Source organism: Streptomyces sp. 840.1 (assembly GCF_003751445.1).
Lineage (GTDB): Bacteria > Actinomycetota > Actinomycetes > Streptomycetales > Streptomycetaceae > Streptomyces.
In genome coordinates, this window is sequence record NZ_RJUU01000001.1 from 3,699,386 (window position 1) to 3,719,136 (window position 19,751).

Annotated in this window: 17 protein-coding genes; 13 read left to right on the plus strand and 4 right to left on the minus strand. The window is 72.3% G+C overall.

Going from position 1 to position 19,751, the window contains the following annotated elements:
* Positions 1-50: 50 nt before the first annotated feature.
* On the minus strand, positions 51-770 hold the full coding sequence (locus tag EDD93_RS16870) for a TetR/AcrR family transcriptional regulator (protein ID WP_123525923.1): 720 nt from the start codon (positions 768-770) through the stop codon (positions 51-53).
* A gap of 150 nt (positions 771-920) precedes the next feature.
* Between EDD93_RS16870 and EDD93_RS16875 the strand changes: the two genes are divergently transcribed.
* Complete coding sequence (locus tag EDD93_RS16875; RefSeq protein WP_123525924.1) at positions 921-3,152, plus strand: MMPL family transporter; 2,232 nt, start codon at positions 921-923, stop codon at positions 3,150-3,152.
* Between the two features lie 106 nt (positions 3,153-3,258).
* On the opposite strand, the gene EDD93_RS16880 is transcribed toward EDD93_RS16875, so the two are convergent.
* Positions 3,259-3,456 carry an AlpA family transcriptional regulator gene (locus EDD93_RS16880; protein ID WP_073739601.1) on the minus strand — a complete coding sequence of 66 codons (198 nt, stop codon included), beginning with the start codon at positions 3,454-3,456 and terminating at the stop codon, positions 3,259-3,261.
* Positions 3,457-3,770: 314 nt separating this feature from the next.
* Here EDD93_RS16880 and EDD93_RS16885 point away from each other — a divergent pair, with 314 nt between their 5' ends.
* Positions 3,771-4,139 (plus strand): hypothetical protein, encoded by a 369-nt coding sequence (locus EDD93_RS16885; protein ID WP_123525925.1) that lies wholly within the window; start codon positions 3,771-3,773, stop codon positions 4,137-4,139.
* A 257-nt stretch (positions 4,140-4,396) separates the two neighbouring features.
* Positions 4,397-5,203 carry a DUF3626 domain-containing protein gene (locus EDD93_RS16895; RefSeq protein WP_123525926.1) on the plus strand — a complete coding sequence of 269 codons (807 nt, stop codon included), beginning with the start codon at positions 4,397-4,399 and terminating at the stop codon, positions 5,201-5,203.
* Between the two features lie 72 nt (positions 5,204-5,275).
* Here the strand turns inward: EDD93_RS16895 and EDD93_RS16900 are convergent, their stop codons facing one another.
* Together EDD93_RS16900 and EDD93_RS16905 are read right to left on the minus strand one after the other, a co-directional pair.
* Entirely contained in the window at positions 5,276-5,647 is a 372-nt protein-coding gene (locus EDD93_RS16900; protein ID WP_260255760.1) for a peptidoglycan-binding protein, read from the minus strand.
* Between the two features lie 100 nt (positions 5,648-5,747).
* On the minus strand, positions 5,748-6,698 hold the full coding sequence (locus EDD93_RS16905; protein WP_123525927.1) for a sugar phosphate isomerase/epimerase: 951 nt from the start codon (positions 6,696-6,698) through the stop codon (positions 5,748-5,750).
* Between the two features lie 147 nt (positions 6,699-6,845).
* Between EDD93_RS16905 and iolC the strand changes: the two genes are divergently transcribed.
* From iolC to EDD93_RS16960, 10 genes are all read left to right on the plus strand, one after another.
* Complete coding sequence (gene iolC / locus EDD93_RS16910) at positions 6,846-7,961, plus strand: 5-dehydro-2-deoxygluconokinase (RefSeq protein ID WP_123525928.1); 1,116 nt, start codon at positions 6,846-6,848, stop codon at positions 7,959-7,961.
* Entirely contained in the window at positions 7,958-8,875 is a 918-nt protein-coding gene (locus EDD93_RS16915; protein ID WP_123525929.1) for a deoxyribose-phosphate aldolase, read from the plus strand. Before iolC ends, EDD93_RS16915 begins: the two co-directional genes overlap by 4 nt.
* Positions 8,872-9,753, plus strand: coding sequence for a 5-deoxy-glucuronate isomerase (iolB, locus tag EDD93_RS16920; RefSeq protein WP_123525930.1), 882 nt, complete (start codon positions 8,872-8,874; stop codon positions 9,751-9,753). The genes EDD93_RS16915 and iolB overlap by 4 nt, the downstream gene beginning before the upstream one ends.
* Entirely contained in the window at positions 9,750-11,645 is a 1,896-nt protein-coding gene (gene iolD, locus EDD93_RS16925) for a 3D-(3,5/4)-trihydroxycyclohexane-1,2-dione acylhydrolase (decyclizing) (protein ID WP_123525931.1), read from the plus strand. Before iolB ends, iolD begins: the two co-directional genes overlap by 4 nt.
* Positions 11,646-11,657: 12 nt before the next feature.
* Entirely contained in the window at positions 11,658-13,157 is a 1,500-nt protein-coding gene (gene mmsA, locus EDD93_RS16930) for a CoA-acylating methylmalonate-semialdehyde dehydrogenase (protein WP_123525932.1), read from the plus strand.
* A gap of 528 nt (positions 13,158-13,685) precedes the next feature.
* A complete protein-coding gene (locus tag EDD93_RS16940) occupies positions 13,686-14,300 on the plus strand; it encodes a DUF4291 domain-containing protein (RefSeq protein WP_123525934.1) in 615 nt (204 codons plus the stop codon).
* Positions 14,301-14,336: 36 nt separating this feature from the next.
* Positions 14,337-14,912, plus strand: coding sequence for a hypothetical protein (locus tag EDD93_RS16945; RefSeq protein WP_148083871.1), 576 nt, complete (start codon positions 14,337-14,339; stop codon positions 14,910-14,912).
* A 610-nt stretch (positions 14,913-15,522) separates the two neighbouring features.
* A complete protein-coding gene (locus EDD93_RS16950; protein ID WP_123525936.1) occupies positions 15,523-15,939 on the plus strand; it encodes a hypothetical protein in 417 nt (138 codons plus the stop codon).
* Between the two features lie 193 nt (positions 15,940-16,132).
* A complete protein-coding gene (locus EDD93_RS16955) occupies positions 16,133-18,793 on the plus strand; it encodes an alpha/beta fold hydrolase (protein ID WP_123525937.1) in 2,661 nt (886 codons plus the stop codon).
* Entirely contained in the window at positions 18,790-19,668 is an 879-nt protein-coding gene (locus EDD93_RS16960; RefSeq protein ID WP_123525938.1) for an ABC transporter permease, read from the plus strand. The genes EDD93_RS16955 and EDD93_RS16960 overlap by 4 nt, the downstream gene beginning before the upstream one ends.
* Positions 19,669-19,751: the final 83 nt, after the last annotated feature.

Here is a 19,751-nt window from a genome sequence, read left to right on the forward strand (position 1 = left end):
ACTCAACACACTATACCCCTAGGGGGTATGAATGCGAGCGGCGTGAGCGGCTAGCGGCCATTCGGGGGAGTGGAGGGAGTGGAGGGAGTGGAGGGGGTGGTGACGGGCTCGGCCTCGCACATCATCGGTTCGAGATAGCGGAAGAGGGCCGTCTTGAGCTCCTTGGTGTACGCCTCCCGCTCCGCCCCCTCGTGCGCCATGATCACATCCAGCCCCGCCTTGAACAGGGCGAAGATCATCGCGGCGACGCGGGTGAGGTCGGCGGCGGGGGTGCCCGGAAGGTAGCCGGCGAGGATGGTTTCGACCCTGGTGAGCATCGCCGTGTGGATGGCGTCGTGGTCCTGCGTGATCGTGCCGGGGATCTCGGAGCCGTGCATCAGGACCGTGAAGGCCGGGTTCTCGCAGTTGAACTCGATGAGCGGGTCGAGGGTGGCGTCGAGCAGCTGGTCCAGCGGGAGTTCGAAGTGGTTCGGGAGGAACGCGGCTCCGTATGTCTCCTGCCAGCGGTTCAGGAGCTGGTCACCCAGCTCGACCGCGATGGCTTCCTTGTTTGGGAAGAACTGGTAGAGCGTGCCCGGCGAGACCCCGGCCTCGCGGGCGATGGCATTGGTGCTCGCCGCGGTGTAGCCGCTCGCGCAGAAGACGCTGGAGGCGGCCCTGAGGAGCTGGGCGATGCGGGCCTCGCCGCGGGCCTGGCGGCGGCGCGGGCGGGCGGCGGCGGGTCCGGACTCCGACACGGTGTATCCCCAGCTTTCGTGTGCGGTTGACAAACACGAGTGGCCGCTCGCATTTTTGTGAAACGCGAGTGATGACTCGTGTTTGCCAGTGTATGTGGCAACGACTGATCCATGCTGCCCTGCGCAGCCGCTTCGCGCTGCCGCCCGGGTGCCTGGATCCGGGGGAAAAGAGGACACCGCACCATGCCTCAAGTCAACGGTTCGGAGCGCATCGGGGGCTGGACCCGTTTCGTCACCGCGCGGCCGAGGCTCGCCCTGCTGGCGGCCCTCGTGATCACGGCGCTCGCGGTCTTCGCCGGCAGCGGGGTCGCGGACCGGATGGGCAGTGGTGGCTGGGAGCCCCCGAGCGCCGAATCGACCTATACGACCAAGGCGCTGGAGCGCGAGTTCCCGGCGTCCCAGCCGAATCTGCTGCTGCTCGTCGACAGCGGCGGCGTATCCGTCGACGATCCCGCGGTGGCCGCCGAGGCGGCGCGCCTCACCGAGCGGCTGGCCGGCGAGAAGGACGTCACGGGCGTCGGCTCGTACTGGCAGAGCAAGGCGCCCGCACTCCGCGCCGAGGACGGGCGGGAGGCGCTGATCGCGGCCCGGATCGAGGGCGACGAGAAGGCGGTGGGCGAGGTCCTGGACCGGCTGGCCCCGCGCTACCGAGGTGCGCACGGGCCGGTGGACGTCTCGGTCGGGGGGCCGGTCGCCGTGCGCCACGAGATGCAGACGATCATCCAGGACGACCTGCTGCGGGCCGAGATGATCGCCCTGCCGGTCACGCTCGTGCTGCTCGTCATGGTCTTCGGCAGCGCGATCGCCGCCCTGCTGCCGCTGGGGGTGGGCATCGTCGCCATCCTGGGCACCAACGCCGTGCTGCGTGGCATCACCGAATTCACCGATGTCTCGGTCTTCGCCCAGAACCTCACCACCGCGCTCGGCCTGGGACTCGCCATCGACTACGCCCTGTTCATCGTGCGCCGGTTCCGCGAGGAGCTGGCGGCCGGTGCGCAGACGCGCGAGGCGGTGGGGACGACCTTGCGCACGGCGGGGCGGACCGTCCTGTTCTCCGCGCTCACCGTCGCGGTCTCGCTCGCGGCGATGCTGGTCTTCCCGCAGTACTTCCTCCGCTCGTTCGCCTACGCGGGCATCGCCGTCGTGGTGCTGGCCGCCACGGCCGCGCTGGTGCTCCTGCCGGCCGCGCTGATGCTGCTCGGCCCCCGGGTCAACTCCCTGGATCTGCGAAAGGTGCTGCGCCGGGGGCGTGCGGTGCCGTCGGCTGCGACCGGGTCAGGCAGGGGGTGGGGGCGGTTCGCCGCGCTGGTGCTGCGCAGGGCGCCGCTCTTCGCGGTCGTCACGAGTGTGGGGCTGGTGCTGCTCGGGCTGCCGTTCCTCGGGGTGAGGTTCGGCACGGCGGACGATCGCCAGTTGCCGGCCTCCGCCGAGTCACGTGTGGTCCAGGAGCACATCAGGGACGGGTTCCCCGGCAGCCCCGGCGGCGGCCTCGAAGTCCTCGCGGAAGGCGCCGCGACCCCGGCCCAGTACGCCGAGTACCGCAGCCGGATCGCGGCGCTCCCGGGCGCCCTGCGGGTCGACGGCCCGGTCGTCGAGGGGAGCTCGGCCTACTTCAGCGTGCTACCGAAGGAGGAGTCCGTGGGGGAGGAGTCGCAGGCCCTGGTGAAGGACCTCCGGGCCGAGCCCGCGCCCTTCGACACCTCGGTGGCCGGTACCGCAGCCGCGCTGGTCGATTCGAAGGCCGCCATCGCGGACCGGCTGCCCTGGGCGGTGGGCATCATCGTCGTGGTGACCCTGCTGCTGGTCTTCCTGCTCACCGGAAGCGTGCTGATTCCCCTCCAGGCCGTCGTGCTCAATGCCCTGAGCCTCACGGCGATGTTCGGAGCCGTCGTCTGGGTGTTCCAGGACGGGCATCTGTCCGGGCTGCTCGCCTTCACCAGCACCGGGGACATAGAGACGACACTGCCGGTGCTGATGTTCTGCGTCGCCTTCGGACTCTCCATGGACTACGGGGTGTTCCTGCTTTCCAGGATCAAGGAGGAGTACGACAGGACCGGCGACCACGAGCACTCGGTCGCGTTCGGGCTGCGGCACACCGGCGGTCTGATCACCGCGGCGGCTGTGATCCTCGCGGTGGTGATGGTCGCGATCGGCACGTCGCGGGTGACCAACACCAAGATGCTCGGCCTGGGCATCGCCCTGGCCGTGCTGGTGGACGCCATGGTCGTGCGCAGCCTGCTGGTCCCGTCCGTGATGAAGCTGATGGGCCGGGTCTCCTGGTGGGCCCCGGCACCACTGAGGGCCTTCCACCGCCGATTCGGCCTGAGCGAAGGGGAGTCCGTGCGGCCGGTGGCCCGGGAGATATCGGGGCCCGCCGCCGAGCGCGAGCGCGACAGAGTCACCAGCGGGACGTAGCCGCTGAGGGGGAGGGGTGGGCGGGGTGGTGACTCAGTCGCGCCCGGCGGCGGGCCCGGCGGCGAGCGCGACGGCGGGGCTGCCACCCCGCCGCCCCGGCCCCCGCTCAGTCCCGGCGGCCCCGGTTGCCGGGGCGGGTGGTGACCCAGGTACGGATGGTGTCCGCGTACCAGTACGGCTTGCCGCCCTCCACGTGATCCGGTGGCGGAAGGAGACCGTGTTTCCGGTAGGAGCGGACGGTGTCCGGCTGCACCCGGATGTGAGCGGCAATGTCCTTGTAGGACCAGAGCCTTCTGTCCGTCATGGGTAACACCTCTCTCTACCGCAGCGGCAGCCCGGAGGTCGTCGGGGGTGCTGCGGCCGCACCGACGCCGACGATCACTCGGTCTGTGTCCGGTGAACGAGGACGTTGAGGGACGGGGAGGGGCTGTCGAGTGCCTGTGACATAAATCGCGCGTAATGGAGATATGTGTGACGAGGAAGTGATCTCTGTGACGGAAGGAGTGCACTGGGGCAAAGGGGGTTACGAGCCCGTGGGGGTGTCCGCCCTCGGCCTCTGCACCTCAGATGTGCCTCAACTGTGGTGATACCGGGACCGACTCCGGGCACGCTTGTCCCATGACTGGTTTTGGTAAGCAGAACATGGCCGTCCTCGTACTGCGCGAGGCGGATGACATCACCACCCTGCTCCGGCGGGCCCTGGACACCGCGCCCGCCGAGGAACGCCCGGGGCTGGAAAGGGCCATGGCGCTCACCGCCGAGGCCGGTGCCGTTCCGGACGCGGAGCTGCGCGGCCGCTGGGCCCTGCGCAGGATGGCATCGGCCGGGTACGAGGGGCCGCCCCGCGCGGTCGCCGCGGTCAAGGCGCTGCGTACGGCCGAGCGGAGCCTGAGCCTGCTCCAGGCGGTGAACCTGTCGAAGGACGCGGAGGCCGTCACGATGGGCGCGAAGGAGGACGCGCAGGAGGAAGCGAAGGACGGTGCGTGACGCGTGAGGAGGCGGATGCCGGGCGGGCTGCGGAGCCGGAGGCCCGGTAAACCGGAGGCCCGGTAAACCGGAGGCACGGGTGGGCCGCCCCGCGCGAGACTGCGCCGGTGACCGCTGACTCCCCGCCCTCGCCCCCGCTGCCCACCACGCCTTCCTCCCCATCCTCCTCCTCCGCCTCCGCTCTCTCCGCGCGCTCCTCCCCGTCCTCCCTCTCCTCCTCGCCGCTGGGCTCGGCGCAGGCGCGTGCTCTGAGCCATGTGGCCGCACTCTCCTCCGGGCGGCCGCTGGACCGCGCCGTACCGCTCACGCTGAACTTCCACCCGGACCGGACGGCGGGCGGACGCCCCATCCTGGCGGGGCTTGCGCAGGACGGCGTCTACCGGTCGCAGTTCGTCACCGGTACCAGCAACGGCGGGCTGACGGCGCATCCGGGCGGTGACCGGTGGCGCTGGGAGAGCCGGATCTTCGGCGGCGCCTACGACAGCGGGCCGGGCGAACAACGGCCGGTGTACGGGGCGTTGAACTTCCGGCGGCTGGCGACCGGGGCCGCGCCCCGGTTCGGTTCGGCGCACTTCAGGCTGACCGCGCAGACGCTGGAGCGGGCCACCTTCTGCTACCCGGACAGCGCCGCCGAGCCCTCGGACTTCGGCGTCGCCGGCCGGATGGGCCTCATCGAACTCGCCGAGTCCGACAGCCGGGACGCGCTCGACGACTACATCGAGGCGCAGGTGCACGGCCCGGTCCTGCTCGACCGCCATCTGGAGGCACTGGTCCTCGACCCGAGTTTCCGGGGCACCGCCGTGGAGGAGGCCGCGCGACGGCTGCCCTGCCGTACGGAGTGGCACGGCGGCTTCCGGCTGACCGTGGCTGAGCTGCGCCGCCACCCGGACTACCGGGGCCAGGAGTTCGTCGACCTCGGCGCGGAGATCTCCCGGGGCGGGCTGCTCGATCCCCGGATCATCGGAGAGGCCGCCCGCACCGGCCGTTACGAGGCACAGTCGCTGAAGAGGGTCTGGCACTGCCTGGCCCGCTTCGGCGCCCCGGACCGCACCGCATCACCCTGACCGTCTGAAGGGTCAGAAGGGCGCGGGAGGCTGCGGCTATCGGTGGTCGGTGGTCGGCTGTCGCGTCACGCGTCACGCGCGCCAGAGCGCCGACCAGGTCTGCGGGCCGACGAGGCCGTCCGGTACGAGGGGCGGGTGATCGGCCTGGAAGCGCTGGACGGCAGTGAGGGTCCGCGTGTCGAACGTGCCGTTCACCGCCTCCCACGGCAGGTAGCGCCGGTTGGCGAGCATGCACTGAACCTGGGAGACACGGTCGCCCTGTTCGCCGAAGACGGTCGGCGCGGCGCCGTCGTAGAAGGCGCAGACGGGGCTGGAGCCGGCCGGCGGGGCGTTGCTCTCGTCGGCCGAGGCGCCGGGGGCGGCGGCGAGCGCGGTGGCCAGGGCGAGCGCGGCGAGGGCCGAGGCCCCGGCCGTCCGGCGGGACGGCAGCGTTTGGCGGATCACGGTGAGTTGCTCCTGAAGGGGTGCGGGGGCGGTTGCGGGACGCGATGGTGACCGCGCCCCGGCTCTCTCACCGAGGACAACACCGCGTACCGCCGTCACGTCACGTTCCGGGCCGCTCGGCGTGTCGGGCGGCCCGCTCCGGGCTGCCGCAGGAGCGAAGGAACTCCCGGGTGCGGCGGGCGATCGGGAACGGCGCGTCGGGCGGGCACGGGTACATGTCCTGCTCGACGATCGCGAACAGGTCGACGTCCAGCCGTCGCGCGGCGTCCAGCACCGGTGCCAGGGCGGGCACCCCGCCCGGCGGTTCGCACATCACCCCGCGCGCCACGGCGGGACCGAACGGCACCTCGTTCGCCACCACTTCGGCCAGGATCTCCGGGTCGACCTGCTTGAGGTGGAGATAGCCGATCCGTTCGCCGTAGGTCTCGATCAGTTTGACGCTGTCGCCGCCGCAGTAGGCGTAGTGCCCGGTGTCGAGGCAGAGCGAGACCAGCGCGGGATCGGTGGCGTCGAGGAACCGGCTGACGTTCTCCTCGCTGTCGATGTGGGTGTCGGCGTGCGGGTGGACGACGATGCGCAGACCGAAGCGGTCCTGCACCTCGCGCCCCAGCCGCTCCGTCTGGGTGGTGAGGTCGCTCCACTGTTCCGCCGTGAGCGTGCGGTCCTCCAGTACCTCGCCCGTCTTGTCGTCGCGCCAGAACGACGGGATGACCACGAGATGGTCGGCGCCCATCGCCCGGGTGAGTTCCGCGATGTCGGCGACATGCGCCCAGGTCCGTTCCCAGACGCCCGGACCGTGGTGCAATCCGGTGAAAACGGTGCCCGCCGAAACGCTGAGCCCGCGGCTGCGGGTCTCGTCGGTGAGACGGGCCGGATCGGTCGGGAGGTAGCCGTACGGGCCGAGCTCGATCCACTCGTAACCGGCGGTGGAGACCTCGTCGAGGAAGCGGTGCCAGGGCACCTGCTGCGGATCGTCGGGGAACCACACCCCCCAGGAGTCGGGCGCGGAGCCGATACGGATGCGGGCCGGAGGGGATGCGGAGGGGGTCATGCGCTCCAGCCTCACCGTCCGGGGAGATGAGTGTCAAGCATTAGTCCGTATGTCCGGACCAATCATTGACAGCATTCGGGGGAGGAGTTAGACCGGGGACGGCAGTTGCGTCCGCCAGCTGCCGCACCGGCCGTCGAAGGGACACAGATGCCTGAGCCGTACGACGTGATCACCATGGGCCGGATCGGAGTGGATCTCTACCCGCTGCAGACGGGCCTGCCGCTGGCCCGGGTGGACGCGTTCGGGAAGTTCCTCGGCGGCTCGCCCACCAACGTCGCCGTCGCGGCGGCCCGGCTGGGCAGGCGCAGTGCGGTGGTGACCCGGACGGGGCGGGACGCGTTCGGGGAGTACCTCCACCAGCAGCTCAGGGAGTTCGGGGTGGACGACCGGTGGGTGACGCCGGTCGACGCGTACCCGACGCCGGTCACCTTCTGCGAGATCTTCCCGCCCGACGACTTCCCGCTCTACTTCTACCGCATGCCCAAGGCCCCGGACCTGGAGATCCACCCGGCGGAACTGGATCTGGCGGCGGTGCGGTCCGCCCGGGTCTTCTGGATGACCGGCACCGGACTCTGCGCCGAACCCAGCTGTTCCGCGACGCTCGCCGCGCTGCGGGCCAGGAACCGTTCGGGCATCACGGTCTTCGACCTCGACTGGCGCCCCATGTTCTGGGACACCCCGCCGGACCCCGCGTCAGACACATCGCCGGACGCCGCACCCGGTGGCCCGCACCACCGCTCGCCCCACCCCGCCGCCTCCGCCCGGTACCGCGAGGCCCTCGCCCACGCCACCGTCGCCGTGGGCAACCTCGACGAGTGCGAGATCGCGACCGGCGAGCGCGAACCGCACGCCGCCGCGCGCGCCCTGCTCGCCGCCGGGGTCGAGCTGGCCGTCGTGAAGCAGGGCCCCGGCGGCGTCCTCGCGGTCCACCGCGACGGCACCGTGGCCGACGTGCCGCCGCTCCCGGTGGAGGTGGTCAACGGCCTGGGCGCCGGTGACGCGTTCGGCGGCGCGCTCTGCCACGGCCTGCTCGCCGGCTGGGACACCGCCCGCATCATGCGGTACGCCAACGCCGCGGGCGCCATCGTCGCCTCCAGGCTCGCCTGCTCCTCCGCGATGCCGTTCCCGCAGGAGGTCGAGGAAGCGCTCGCCGCAGGCTCCGTGACCGCGACGGAAGCCGCGACGCAAGCCGCCACGAAGGCCGCGACGGACCCGGGCCTCACCCCCACCCCCACCCCCACCGAATCCGGAGCGGCGTCATGACGGCCCCGGCTGCTTCCCTCTCCGACCTCGTCCACCTGCGCATGCACCACCCGGAAGCCGTCGCGGAGGCTGCCGCGCGGCGGCGCAGGCGGCCGCTCGTCGGCAGCGGCGGGCGGCTGATGATCATCGCGGCCGACCACCCGGCCCGTGGCTCGCTCGCCGTCGGAGAGCGGGAACTCGCCATGGCCAACCGGTTCGAACTGCTGGACCGGCTCTGTCTGGCGCTCTCCAGACCCGGCGTCGACGGAGTCCTCGCCACCGCCGACATCCTCGACGACCTGCTGCTCCTGGGCGCCCTGGAGGACAAGGTCGTCATCGGCTCGATGAACCGGGGCGGTCTGGCCGGTGCCGCCTTCGAACTGGACGACCGGTTCACCGGCCACCGCCCCGAGGACCTCGACCGGCTCGGCTTCGACGCGGGCAAGCTCCTGCTGCGGATCGACTACGACGACCCCGGCTCCCTCGACACGATGCACAGCACCGCCCGCGCTATCGACGCCATGGCCGCTTACCGGCTGCCGGTCTTCGTCGAACCCTTCCTCTGCCGCCGCGCCGGCGGCAAGGTCCGCAACGACCTGAGCGCGGCGGCGGTGAGCACCTCCATCGCCATCGCCTCGGGGCTGGCCGGCACCTCCGCGTACACCTGGCTCAAGGTCCCCGTCACCGAGAAGCCCGAGGACATGGCGCAGGTCATGGAGAGCTCCACGCTGCCCGCCGTGCTGCTGGGCGGCGAGGTGGGCGAGGACCAGGACGGCGCGTACGAGAGGTGGCGCACCGCGCTGCGGCTGCCGACCGTCCGGGGGCTGGTGGTGGGGCGGTCGCTGCTCTACCCGTCCGACGGGGATGTGGGCGGCGCGGTCGACACGGCCGTATCGCTGCTCGAACCGGGCGCGACGGGTAGGGAAGGAGCATGACGATGCACACAGAACCGAGGCGCCACCTGCCCGCGGGGAGCGCGGCGCGCGGTCCCTACGCCCTCGACATCGGGCCCGAGCAGGCCGGCTGGGACCGGTCGAGCCTGCGCGTGGTGGAGCTGGAACCGGGAGGTGTTCACACACTTGTCACCGGGGAGAGCGAGTGGATCGTGCTGCCGTTGACGGGTGCCTGTACGGTGCACGTCTCAGATGAGATCTTTGAACTGCTGGGCCGGAGAAGCGTGTTCAGCGGGGTATCCGACTTCGCGTACGTACCGCGTGACGCCCATGCACAGATCGCCTCCGGCGCAGGCGGCCGCTTCGCCCTGGCAGGAGCGAAGTGCGAGCGACGACTCCCCGCTCGCTACGGCCCCGCGCCGGAGGTACCCGTCGAGCTGCGCGGCTCCGGCAACTGCTCCCGCCAGGTCAACAACTTCGCCGCCGCCGACACCTTCGACTGCGACCGGCTGATCGCCGTCGAGGTCCTCACCCCCGGCGGCAACTGGTCCTCCTACCCGCCGCACAAGCACGACGAGGACCACCCAGGCGAGGAGTCCGTCCTCGAGGAGATCTACTACTTCGAGGTGGCGGACGACGGCCTGGGCTACCACCGGGTGTCCCCGTCCCGACCCGGCGGTACGGACGTGCTGGCCGAGGTCCGCAGCGGCGACGCGGTCCTGATCCCGGACGGCTGGCACGGCCCGTCCATCGCCGCGCCCGGCCGCACCCTGTACTACCTGAACGTGATGGCGGGGCCGGGCGCGGAGCGGCAGTGGCTGATCCGCGACCACCCCGACCACGGCTGGATCCGCGACACCTGGTCATCCGTGCCCATGGACGCGAGGCTCCCGTTCTACGGACCGGAGGACCACGCGTGAGCAGCAGCGCCACCACCCGCCGCCTCACCACCGCCCAGGCACTGGTGGACTTCCTCGCCGTGCAGTACACGGAACGCGACGGCGGCCACCACCGGCTGATCGGCGCCACCTGGGGCATCTTCGGACACGGCAACGTCGCAGGCGTCGGCCAGGCGCTCCTGGAGGCCGGGCCCGCGATGCCCTACCTCCAGGGCCGCAACGAGCAGGCCATGGTGCACGCGGCCGTCGGATACGCCCGCCGGTCCGGCCGGCTCTCCGCGCACGCCGTCACCACGTCCATCGGTCCGGGCGCCACCAATCTCGTCACCGGGGCCGCGCTCGCCACCATCAACCACCTCCCGGTCCTGCTGCTGCCCGGCGACACCTTCGCGACCCGCCCCGCCGAGCCCGTGCTCCAGCAGCTGGAGGTCCCGGGGCAGGGCGACATCTCGGTCAACGACTGCCTGCGCCCCGTCTCGCGCTACTTCGACCGGATCAACCGTCCCGAGGCGCTGATCCCGGCCGCGCTCCGGGCCGTGCGGGTCCTCACCGACCCGGCGGAGACCGGCGCCGTCACGCTCGCGCTGCCGCAGGACGTCCAGGCCGAGGCGTACGACTGGCCGGAGGAGTTCTTCGCGGAACGCGTCTGGCACGTACGCAGACCCGCCCCCGACCCGCAGGAGCTCGACCGGGCGGTACGCGCGGTGCGGGCCGCCCGCCGGCCGCTCGTCGTGGCCGGCGGCGGGGTCCACCACAGTGCCGCCGAGGAGGCCCTGGCCGCGTTCGCCGCGGCCACCGGCATCCCCGTCGCCACCACCCAGGCGGGCAAGGGCGCCCTGCGCCACGACCACCCCGCCGACGTCGGCGGCATCGGCCACACCGGCACCGGGACCGCCGACGAACTGGCGCGCACCGCCGACCTGGTCATCGGGGTCGGCACCCGCTACTCGGACTTCACCACCGCGTCCGCCACCCTCTTCGCCGACCCGGCCGTCCGCTTCCTCAACCTGAACATCACCGGATTCGACGCCCACAAGCTCGGCGCCCTCCCGCTCGTGGCCGACGCCCGCACCGCACTCGAAGCCCTCACCGCTGCCCTGGCAGGCGGCGACGGCCACCGGGCCGGTGCCGCCTACGAGAGCGAGTACACCGAGGCAAAGGCCGCCTGGGAGAAGCGCGTCGACGCCGCCTACGCCACCCCTGACCCGGCCGCCCGCCCCACCCAGGCCCAGGTGCTCGGCCTCCTCGACGAACTCGTCACCGACGACGACGTCCTGATCAACGCGGCCGGTTCGCTCCCCGGCGACCTGCACAAACTCTGGCGGACCAGATCGCCGCACCAGTACCACGTCGAGTACGGCTACTCCTGCATGGGCTACGAGATCCCCGCCGCGATCGGGGTCCAGCTGGCCGCCCCCGGCAGCCCGGTCTGGGCGCTCGTCGGCGACGGCACGTACCTGATGAACCCCACCGAGATCGTCACCGCGGTCCAGCAGGAGCTGCCCGTCAAACTGGTCGTCCTGCAGAACCACGGGTACGCGTCGATCGGCGGCCTCTCCGAGTCCGTCGGCGGCGAACGCTTCGGCACGGCCTACCGCCGGCGGGCCGCTGACGGCGCCTTCACCGGCCCGCCGCTCCCCGTCGACCTGGCGGCGAACGCGGCCTCGCTCGGGATGCGGGTGCTGCGCGCCGGGACCGTGCGTGAGCTGCGGGAAGCCCTCGCGGTGGCGCGTGCCGAGGACCGCCCCACTTGTGTCTACGTCGAGACCGAAACGGCAGACACAGTGTCGGGCCCCCCTCCGGCACAGGCGTGGTGGGATGTTCCCGTGGCCGAGACGGCCACTCGCCCGTCGGCGGCAAGAGCCCGGGAAGAGTACGAACGTCACGTCACCGACCGACGCAGCCACCTCTGAAGGAGTCACAGCATGAAGACCGTCAACCACTGGATCGGTGGCAAGACCGTCGAGGGCGCGTCGGGCAACTACGGCCCGGTCACCGACCCGGCCACCGGAGCCGTCACCACCCAGGTCGCGCTCGCCTCCCCGGACGAGGTCGACGCCGCGGTGGCCGCCGCGAAGGACGCGTACGCGACGTGGGGCACCTCCTCGCTGTCCGCCCGTACCGCGATCCTGTTCCGCTACCGCGCGCTGCTGGACTCCCACCGCGACGAGATCGCCGCGCTGATCACCGCCGAGCACGGCAAGGTGCACTCCGACGCGCTGGGCGAGGTGGCCCGCGGCCTGGAGATCGTCGAGCTGGCCTGCGGCATCACCACGCAGCTGAAGGGCGAGCTGTCGACCCAGGTGTCCAACCGGGTCGACGTCTCCTCGATCCGCCAGTCGATCGGGGTCGTCGCCGGCATCACGCCGTTCAACTTCCCGGCCATGGTGCCGATGTGGATGTTCCCGATCGCCATCGCCTGCGGCAACACCTTCGTGCTCAAGCCGAGCGAGAAGGACCCGTCGGCCGCCAACCTCCTCGCCGAGCTGGCCTCCGAGGCCGGCCTGCCGGACGGTGTGCTGAACGTCCTGCACGGTGACAAGGTCGCCGTCGACGGACTGCTGAACCACCCGGACGTCTCCGTCGTCTCGTTCGTCGGCTCGACCCCGATCGCCCGCTACATCCACGCCACCGCCACGGCCAACGGCAAGCGGGTCCAGGCGCTCGGCGGCGCGAAGAACCACATGCTGGTGCTGCCCGACGCGGACCTCGACGCCGCCGCCGACGCCGCCGTGTCGGCCGCGTACGGCTCCGCCGGTGAGCGCTGCATGGCGATCTCCGCGGTCGTCGCCGTCGGCGCGATCGCGGACGACCTCGTCGCCCGGATCAAGGACCGCGCCGAGAAGATCAAGATCGGCCCCGGCAACGACCCGGCGTCCGAGATGGGCCCGCTGATCACCGCCGCCCACCGCGACAAGGTCGCCTCCTACGTCACCGGCGCGGCCGCCCAGGGCGCCGACGTCGTTCTCGACGGCACCGGCCACACGGTCGAGGGCTTCGCCGACGGCCACTGGATCGGCCTCTCCCTCCTCGACAACGTCTCCACGGACTCGGACGCCTACAAGGACGAGATCTTCGGCCCGGTCCTGTGCGTGCTGCGCGTCGGCACGTACGAGGAGGGCGTCGCGCTGATGAACGCCTCGCCGTTCGGCAACGGCACCGCGATCTTCACCCGTGACGGCGGCGCCGCTCGCCGCTTCCAGCTGGAGATCGAGGCCGGCATGGTCGGCATCAACGTCCCGATCCCGGTGCCGGTGGGCTACCACTCCTTCGGCGGCTGGAAGGACTCGCTCTTCGGCGACCACCACATCTACGGCAACGACGGCGTGCACTTCTACACCCGCGGCAAGGTCACCACCACCCGCTGGCCGGACCCGGCCGACGCCCCGGCCGGCGTGGACCTGGGCTTCCCCAGCAACCACTGACCGGACGCGCACGAACCGCAGGGCCGCTCCCCCCGGAGCGGCCCTGCGGAGTATCCGGTGCGGATTCGGCCGCCTCGCCCCGGGTCAGCCAGGGCCGCAGCCCCGCCGACATCATCGGCCGGCCCCGCAGCGGGGACACCAGGGCCACCAGGCCGACAGGTAGTACGAGACCAGCGGCACCGCCACATCCACCGGCAGCGGCGTCAGACTGTCCAGCAGGGCCCTGCGCGGCGAGAACGCGGCGGGGCGTCCTGCCGGGTGTCGGCTAGGGCATGGGCGGCAGTAGCGGCCGGGCTGCTCATGGGGTTCCTCCCGTATCGGCGGCGCCCTCGCGGCTCCCGCTTCCGATACGTACACACTGGCCGCTGGGCCCCGGTGCGCGGCAGAGCCGGGAGGGCTGACCTCCGTATGACGAATGTCAGGGGCCGTGCCTGACGGGTGCAGTTGATGGATGGTCAGGAACCCTGCTGAGCAGGGCTGTACGCAAATGCGTTGGCCGCCGCCGTACGGGGGTGCTGTGATGAGGCGATGACCGCACCGACCCCGCCGCAGCGTGAGATCCGCGCACTCCACACCGATACCACCGTCACCGTCTACCAGGCCTACCCGCCTGCCCTCGGCCTCCCCGCCGCCCGCGACGGACGCTTCCCGTCCGCCTGGAAGCGGGACCGCATGACATGGATCAAGCCGAGTTTCCTGTGGATGATGTACCGCTGCGGCTGGGCCACGAAGGAGGGCCAGGAGACCGTCCTGGCCGTCGAGATCACCCGCGAGGGCTTCGACTGGGCGCTCTCCAACGCCGAACTCTCACACTACGAGCGGGGCGTGCACCCCGACCACGCCGCCTGGCAGCGCACCCTGCGCGGTGCCCCGGCGCGCGTCCAGTGGGACCCCGAGCGCGATCTGCACCTGAACCGGCTCCCGTACCGGTCGCTCCAGCTCGGCCTCGCGGGCGAGGCGGCGCGGCGTTACGCGGACGAGTGGACGGTGTCCGTCCGCGACGTCACCCCGCTGGCCCGGGAGATCCACGGGCTGGCGCGGGCCGGCCGGGACGACGAGGCGGCCCGGCTGCTGCCGGGGGAGACGCCGTACCCCGGCCCGTCGTACGCACTGTCCCCGGCCGCGCTCCCGTCGGCCGGCTGACCCCGCCCGCACGCACCCGGGGTTCCGGTCCGCCGGATGCCGCCGTCAGGGCCCCAGCAGCGCCCCGAGCAGCCCGCCGACGATCCGGCTGAGCGGGCCGGGCCGGCCGCCGGTGCTCCGCCGCCGGAAGGCGCCTCTTCCTCGGGACCGCCGTCTCCGGCCGGAGCGGTGGCGGACCCGGGCGCCGCGCCACCGGTCCTGGGCGGTGCGCTCTGCCCGGCGCCGGGCGGGGTCGCGGAGGCGGGCGGTACGGAGGGGACGGCCGCCTCGGAGGGCGTGGGTGCGGCGGCCGGGCTCTCCTCGCCGGCCGCGGTGGGCGCGTTCGCGGCGGGACGGGCGGGGCGCCTGCCTTCGGCGGAGGGTCTGGCCGGGCTGCCGGCGGTGGTCGCGTCGGGCTCGGGCGTCCACCCGGTGGCCTTCGGCCACTCTCCGTACGGTATCCGCCGCGTCACCCCGTCCTGGGGCGCGGCGTCGGACACGCCGCCGACCGACTCCGGGGCGGGGGCCGGGGGCGACGCCTCCTCGCGTGTCATGCCCATCGCGCGGGGCAGTTCGAGGAAGGGCGCGCTGGAGTCCCCGCCGATGAGTGTGGCGACCACGGTGGTGGCGTAGCAGGAGCAGACGAGCGCCGTGATCACCCCGGCGCGGCGCCAGGTGCGGCTGCGACGCCCGGTCGCGTCGACGAAGACCGGACCGCTGCCGCGCGCGACCGGGCCGCTGCCGCGCACCGCCGGCCCGGCGGGTTCGCCGGTACCGGCCACCGGCGGGACAGTGGCACGGTCACGGTCACGTTCCTCGCGAACTGCCCTGTCGCCTCTCATGTCCTGGTGCACCGTTTCCCTGCGCATGCCCACCCCTGGCCTCTCGCGGTTCGGCCCGCCCGGCGTCCTGCCGGCAGGTTGATCCGTATGCCGGGGTACGTGCCGCGCCCGCGCGGCGCAGACCGGAAACTGGCCCGGCCACCCCTCCCCATCTCTTCGTTCGAGACCAACGGCGCTGCGGATTGGTCGAGTTGGCTGCGGATTCGAAAAGTTCTCCCTCGTATCGTCCGGCCGGACCGTGAAGCTCCGGCGGGGGCCCGGGGCCGTCTCTCCACGCCGGAGCCATGGGGTGGAGACCCTGCGAAAGCGCCTTGACCGGCCGCTCCCGCCCCCTGGTAGGAAGATCACTGCCGGCGCGCGCCGCGCCGGTTCACAGCGGTACATGAGCACGGAGGAACCACATGGACAAGCGCAACCTCGTTCGCATGGGCGCCACGGTGGTGACCGCTCTGGGGCTCACCCTCACCGCCGGTGCCGGCACGTCCAGCGCCGCGGCCAAGCCCAACACGGTCGACTACTTCTACGCGGGCGGCAAGAAGGTGGCCATGGTCGTCTTCGAGCCGCGCGACTCGGCCAAGGACGCCGAGCGAGTGGTCGTCGACGACCTCCGGGCGGACAACCACTACATCTGGACCGAGGTCTACGACGTCACGGCGGGGAAGAAGAAGGGCACCTGCCAGACGAGCAGCTTCAAGTCCTGCGCGTTCGGCATCACCGAGGGCCACAAGGTCCGGATCAACGTGTACCGGATGAATTCGAAGGACGTCGACTTCCTCGACGAGGTGCACACCAAGAGCGGCAAACTGCCCACGGCGTAACCCCCGCGGAGAACGGTTCGTCTGCGCCGCCGGGCGGTTCGGTCACGGGCCCGCCGGGCGGTTCGGTGACGGCCCGCCCGGCGGGCATACCGCAGGCGTAGTACACCGGCGGAGCTCCGTACCTCCTGAGGAGGCCGGGCACCTCCCCCTGGCGGCTGCCCGGACCCGCCGGCGTCCCGCTTAGGCTCGACACATGGAGACCCCTCACGCGCGTACGCCCCGGTGGCGGCGCCTGCTGCCCCGCAGCCGCGGCCGGTGGGCCGCCGGTATCGCCGCACTCGTCGTGCTGGCCGGTGCGGGCACCTGGACCGCCGTGGCCGACGACAGCGCGCCGGCCGTGCACCGCCAGGACCGGATGATGCGCATCGACGGGGTGTCCATCGACACCTCGTACCTCACCACCGGCGGCTCGCAGCGACGGCCCGCCGTGCTCATCGGCCACGGCTACGGCGGCAGCAAGGACAACGCCCGGTCCCAGGCGCAGCAACTGGCCCGCGACGGATACGCCGTGCTGACCTGGTCCGCCCGGGGCTTCGGCAAGTCCGGCGGGAAGACCTCCCTCAACGCGCCCGACGCCGAGGTGAAGGACGTCTCCCGGCTCATCGACTGGCTGGCCGGGCGGCCCGAGGTACAGCTGGACGCCGCGGGCGACCCGAGGGTCGGCGTCACCGGCGCCTCCTACGGCGGAGCGATCTCGCTCCTCGCCGCCGGGTACGACCGGCGCGTCGACGCCATCGCCCCGGAGATGACGTACTGGAACCTCGCGGACGCGCTGTTCCCCGACGGGGTGTTCAAGAAGCTCTGGGCCGGGATCTTCCTGACCACCGGCGGCGGCTGCGACAACCTCGACAAGCAGCTCTGCGAGATGTACCAGCGGGTCGCCGTCAGCGGGAAGCCCGACGCCGCAGCCCGCGCACTGCTCACCGAACGGTCACCGAGCGCCGTGGCCGACCGCATCAAGGTGCCCGCGCTGATCATGCAGGGACAGGCCGACTCCCTCTTCCCGCTCGGCGAGGCCGACGCCATGGCGAAGGCCATCAAGGCGAACGGCGCGCCCGTCTCCGTCGACTGGATCGCCGGCGGGCACGACGGCGGCGACAAGGAGTCCCAGCGGGTACGGCAGCGGGTCACCAACTGGTTCGACCGCTACCTGAAGGACGACAAGGGCACCGACACCGGACCGGCGTTCCGCGTCACCCGGACCGGCGGCATCGACTCCACCGACGGGGCCGCCCTCACCCGCGGCGCGAGCGGCAACACCTACCCCGGGCTGCACAGCGGCGGGGAACAGATCGAGCTGCGCGGCCGGGCGCAGACGTTCAACAACCCGGCCGGGGGCTCCCCGCCCGCCATCTCCGCCGTTCCCGGCCTCGGCGGCGGCCTCGCCCAGCTGTCCAACTTCGGCGGCGGGCTCTCCGTCGACTTCCCCGGGCAGAACGCCCGCTTCGAATCCGCCCCGCTCAAGACCGCGCGCCGGGTCACCGGATCCCCGACGGTCAGCGTGAACGTGAAGGCGGGCAAGGGCGACGCGGTGCTGTTCGGCAAGGTGTACGACGTATCGCCGGACGGCAAGCAGCAGGCGCTGCCCTCGCAGCTCGTCACCCCCTACCGGATCACCCCGGACCAGCAGGGCAAGCCCCTCACGCTGAACCTGCCTGCCGTCGACCACGAATTCGACTCCGGCCACCGGCTCCGGCTCGTCCTGGCCGCCACCGACCTCGGCTACGCCTCCCCGGCCGCACCGGCCACGTACACCGTCTCCGTCGACGGCCCCCTCACCATCCCCACCGCGCCCGGCCTCACGACCGCCGCCGCCGGGCTGCCCCGGTGGACCTGGGCGCTCCCGGCCGCCGCCGTCCTGATCGCCGCCGTCCTGCTGCTCACCATGCGGCGCCGGACCACGACCCCCGCTCCCGACCCCGCGCTCACCGACGTACCGCTCCAGATCACCGGCCTGTCGAAGAAGTACGCCAGGTCCGCCGACAGGTACGCCGTCCGCGAGCTGTCCTTCCGGGTCGAGAAGGGCCAGGTGCTCGGGCTGCTCGGACCCAACGGAGCGGGGAAGACCACCACGCTGCGCATGCTCATGGGGCTCATCACCCCCGACGACGGGGAGATCCGGGTCTTCGGGCGTGCCATCCGCCCAGGCGCGCCCGTCCTGTCCCGGGTCGGCGCCTTCGTCGAGGGGGCCGGATTCCTGCCGCACCTGTCCGGCCGCGCCAACCTGGAGCTGTACTGGCAGGCCACCGGGCGGCCCGCAGCCGACTCGTACATCGACGAGGCCCTGGAGATCGCCGGGCTCGGTGACGCGCTGGCCCGCGCGGTCCGCACGTACTCGCAGGGCATGCGGCAGCGGCTCGCCATCGCCCAGGCCATGCTGGGCATGCCGGACCTCCTCATCCTCGACGAGCCGACCAACGGCCTCGACCCGCCCCAGATCCGCGAGATGCGCGACGTCATGATCCGGTACGCGGCCGGCGGCCGGACCGTCATCGTCTCCAGCCACCTCCTGTCCGAGGTCGAACAGTCCTGCACCCACCTGGTGGTCATGGACCGGGGCCGCCTCGTCCAGGCGGGCCCGGTCGCCGAGATCACCGGCTCCGGCGACATGCTCCTCGTCACCGCGGCGGAGAAGCTCACCGAACCCGTCGTGGAGAAGATCGCCGCGCTCCCCGGCATCGGCTCCGCCGTCCGCACCGACGACGGGCACGGACTCCTGGTCCGGCTCGACGGGGCGACGTCCTCGCAGCTGATCGCGGAACTGGTCCGCCTCGACGTCCCGTTGACCGGCGTCGGGCCGCACCGCCGCCTGGAGGACGCGTTCCTCACCCTGATCTCCGGAGGCTCCGCATGAGTACCGCAGCCGAAGTCACCGAAGCACCACAGGCGCCCGGATACCGCGCCCGGCACACCCTGCCGCTGCGCGTGGAGGCCGCCAGGCAGCTGCGCAGGCGGCGCACCCTGCTCATGGGCGGAGTGCTGGCCGCCCTGCCGTTCATCCTGATTATCGCGTTCGCGATCGGCGGCACCCCGGGCGGCGGGCCCGGCGGCGGCAGCCGGCTCACCCTGATGGACACCGCGACCGCGTCCGCCGCGAACTTCGCCGCGACCTGCCTGTTCGTCTCGGCCGGCTTCCTGCTCGTGGTCCCGGTCGCACTGTTCTGCGGGGACACCGTCGCCTCCGAGGCCAGCTGGTCCTCGCTGCGCTATCTGCTGGCCGCGCCCGTGCCCCGGGCGCGGCTGCTGTGGAGCAAGCTCGTCGTGGCGCTGGGCTTCAGCCTGGCCGCGATGGTGCTGCTGCCGCTCGTCGCGCTGGCCGCGGGAGCCGCCGCGTACGGCTGGGGGCCGCTCGAACTGCCCACCGGCGGTGCGCTCGCCACCGGGGACACGGTGCCCCGGCTCGCACTCGTCGTCGCGTTCATCTTCGTCTCGCAGCTCGTCACCGCCGGGCTGGCGTTCTGGCTGTCGACCAGGACGGACGCCCCGCTGGGCGCGGTCGGCGGCGCGGTCGGGCTCACCATCGTCGGCAATGTGCTGGACGCCGTCACCGCGCTCGGCTCCTGGCGCGACTTCCTGCCGGCGCACTGGCAGTTCGCCTGGGCGGACGCGCTCCAGCCCGACCTTGAGTGGGGCGGCATGGTGAAGGGCGCCTCGGTCTCGGTGGCGTACGCCCTGATCCTCTTCGCCCTCGCCTTCCGAGGATTCAGCCGCAAGGACATCGTGTCCTGAGCCCGGCACTCCGCCGGACCCGCCCCGGACGTTGCCGCATCGAGATTCATCCGCAACCTGCTCACCGGCTCCCCGTACCCCGC

Bases quoted from the DNA above. Each gene is read 5' to 3' on its own strand.
- EDD93_RS16950 (WP_123525936.1), top strand. From the start codon at position 15,523: ATGGACAAGCGCAACCTCGTTCGCATGGGCGCCACGGTGGTGACCGCT.
- EDD93_RS16945 (WP_148083871.1), top strand. From the start codon at position 14,337: ATGCCGCCGTCAGGGCCCCAGCAGCGCCCCGAGCAGCCCGCCGACGAT.
- EDD93_RS16885 (WP_123525925.1), top strand. From the start codon at position 3,771: ATGACTGGTTTTGGTAAGCAGAACATGGCCGTCCTCGTACTGCGCGAG.
- EDD93_RS16915 (WP_123525929.1), top strand. From the start codon at position 7,958: ATGACGGCCCCGGCTGCTTCCCTCTCCGACCTCGTCCACCTGCGCATG.
- iolC (WP_123525928.1), top strand. From the start codon at position 6,846: ATGCCTGAGCCGTACGACGTGATCACCATGGGCCGGATCGGAGTGGAT.
- EDD93_RS16880 (WP_073739601.1), bottom strand. From the start codon at position 3,456: ATGACGGACAGAAGGCTCTGGTCCTACAAGGACATTGCCGCTCACATC.
- EDD93_RS16960 (WP_123525938.1), top strand. From the start codon at position 18,790: ATGAGTACCGCAGCCGAAGTCACCGAAGCACCACAGGCGCCCGGATAC.
- mmsA (WP_123525932.1), top strand. From the start codon at position 11,658: ATGAAGACCGTCAACCACTGGATCGGTGGCAAGACCGTCGAGGGCGCG.
- EDD93_RS16875 (WP_123525924.1), top strand. From the start codon at position 921: ATGCCTCAAGTCAACGGTTCGGAGCGCATCGGGGGCTGGACCCGTTTC.
- EDD93_RS16955 (WP_123525937.1), top strand. From the start codon at position 16,133: ATGGAGACCCCTCACGCGCGTACGCCCCGGTGGCGGCGCCTGCTGCCC.
- iolB (WP_123525930.1), top strand. From the start codon at position 8,872: ATGACGATGCACACAGAACCGAGGCGCCACCTGCCCGCGGGGAGCGCG.
- EDD93_RS16905 (WP_123525927.1), bottom strand. From the start codon at position 6,698: ATGACCCCCTCCGCATCCCCTCCGGCCCGCATCCGTATCGGCTCCGCG.
- EDD93_RS16940 (WP_123525934.1), top strand. From the start codon at position 13,686: ATGACCGCACCGACCCCGCCGCAGCGTGAGATCCGCGCACTCCACACC.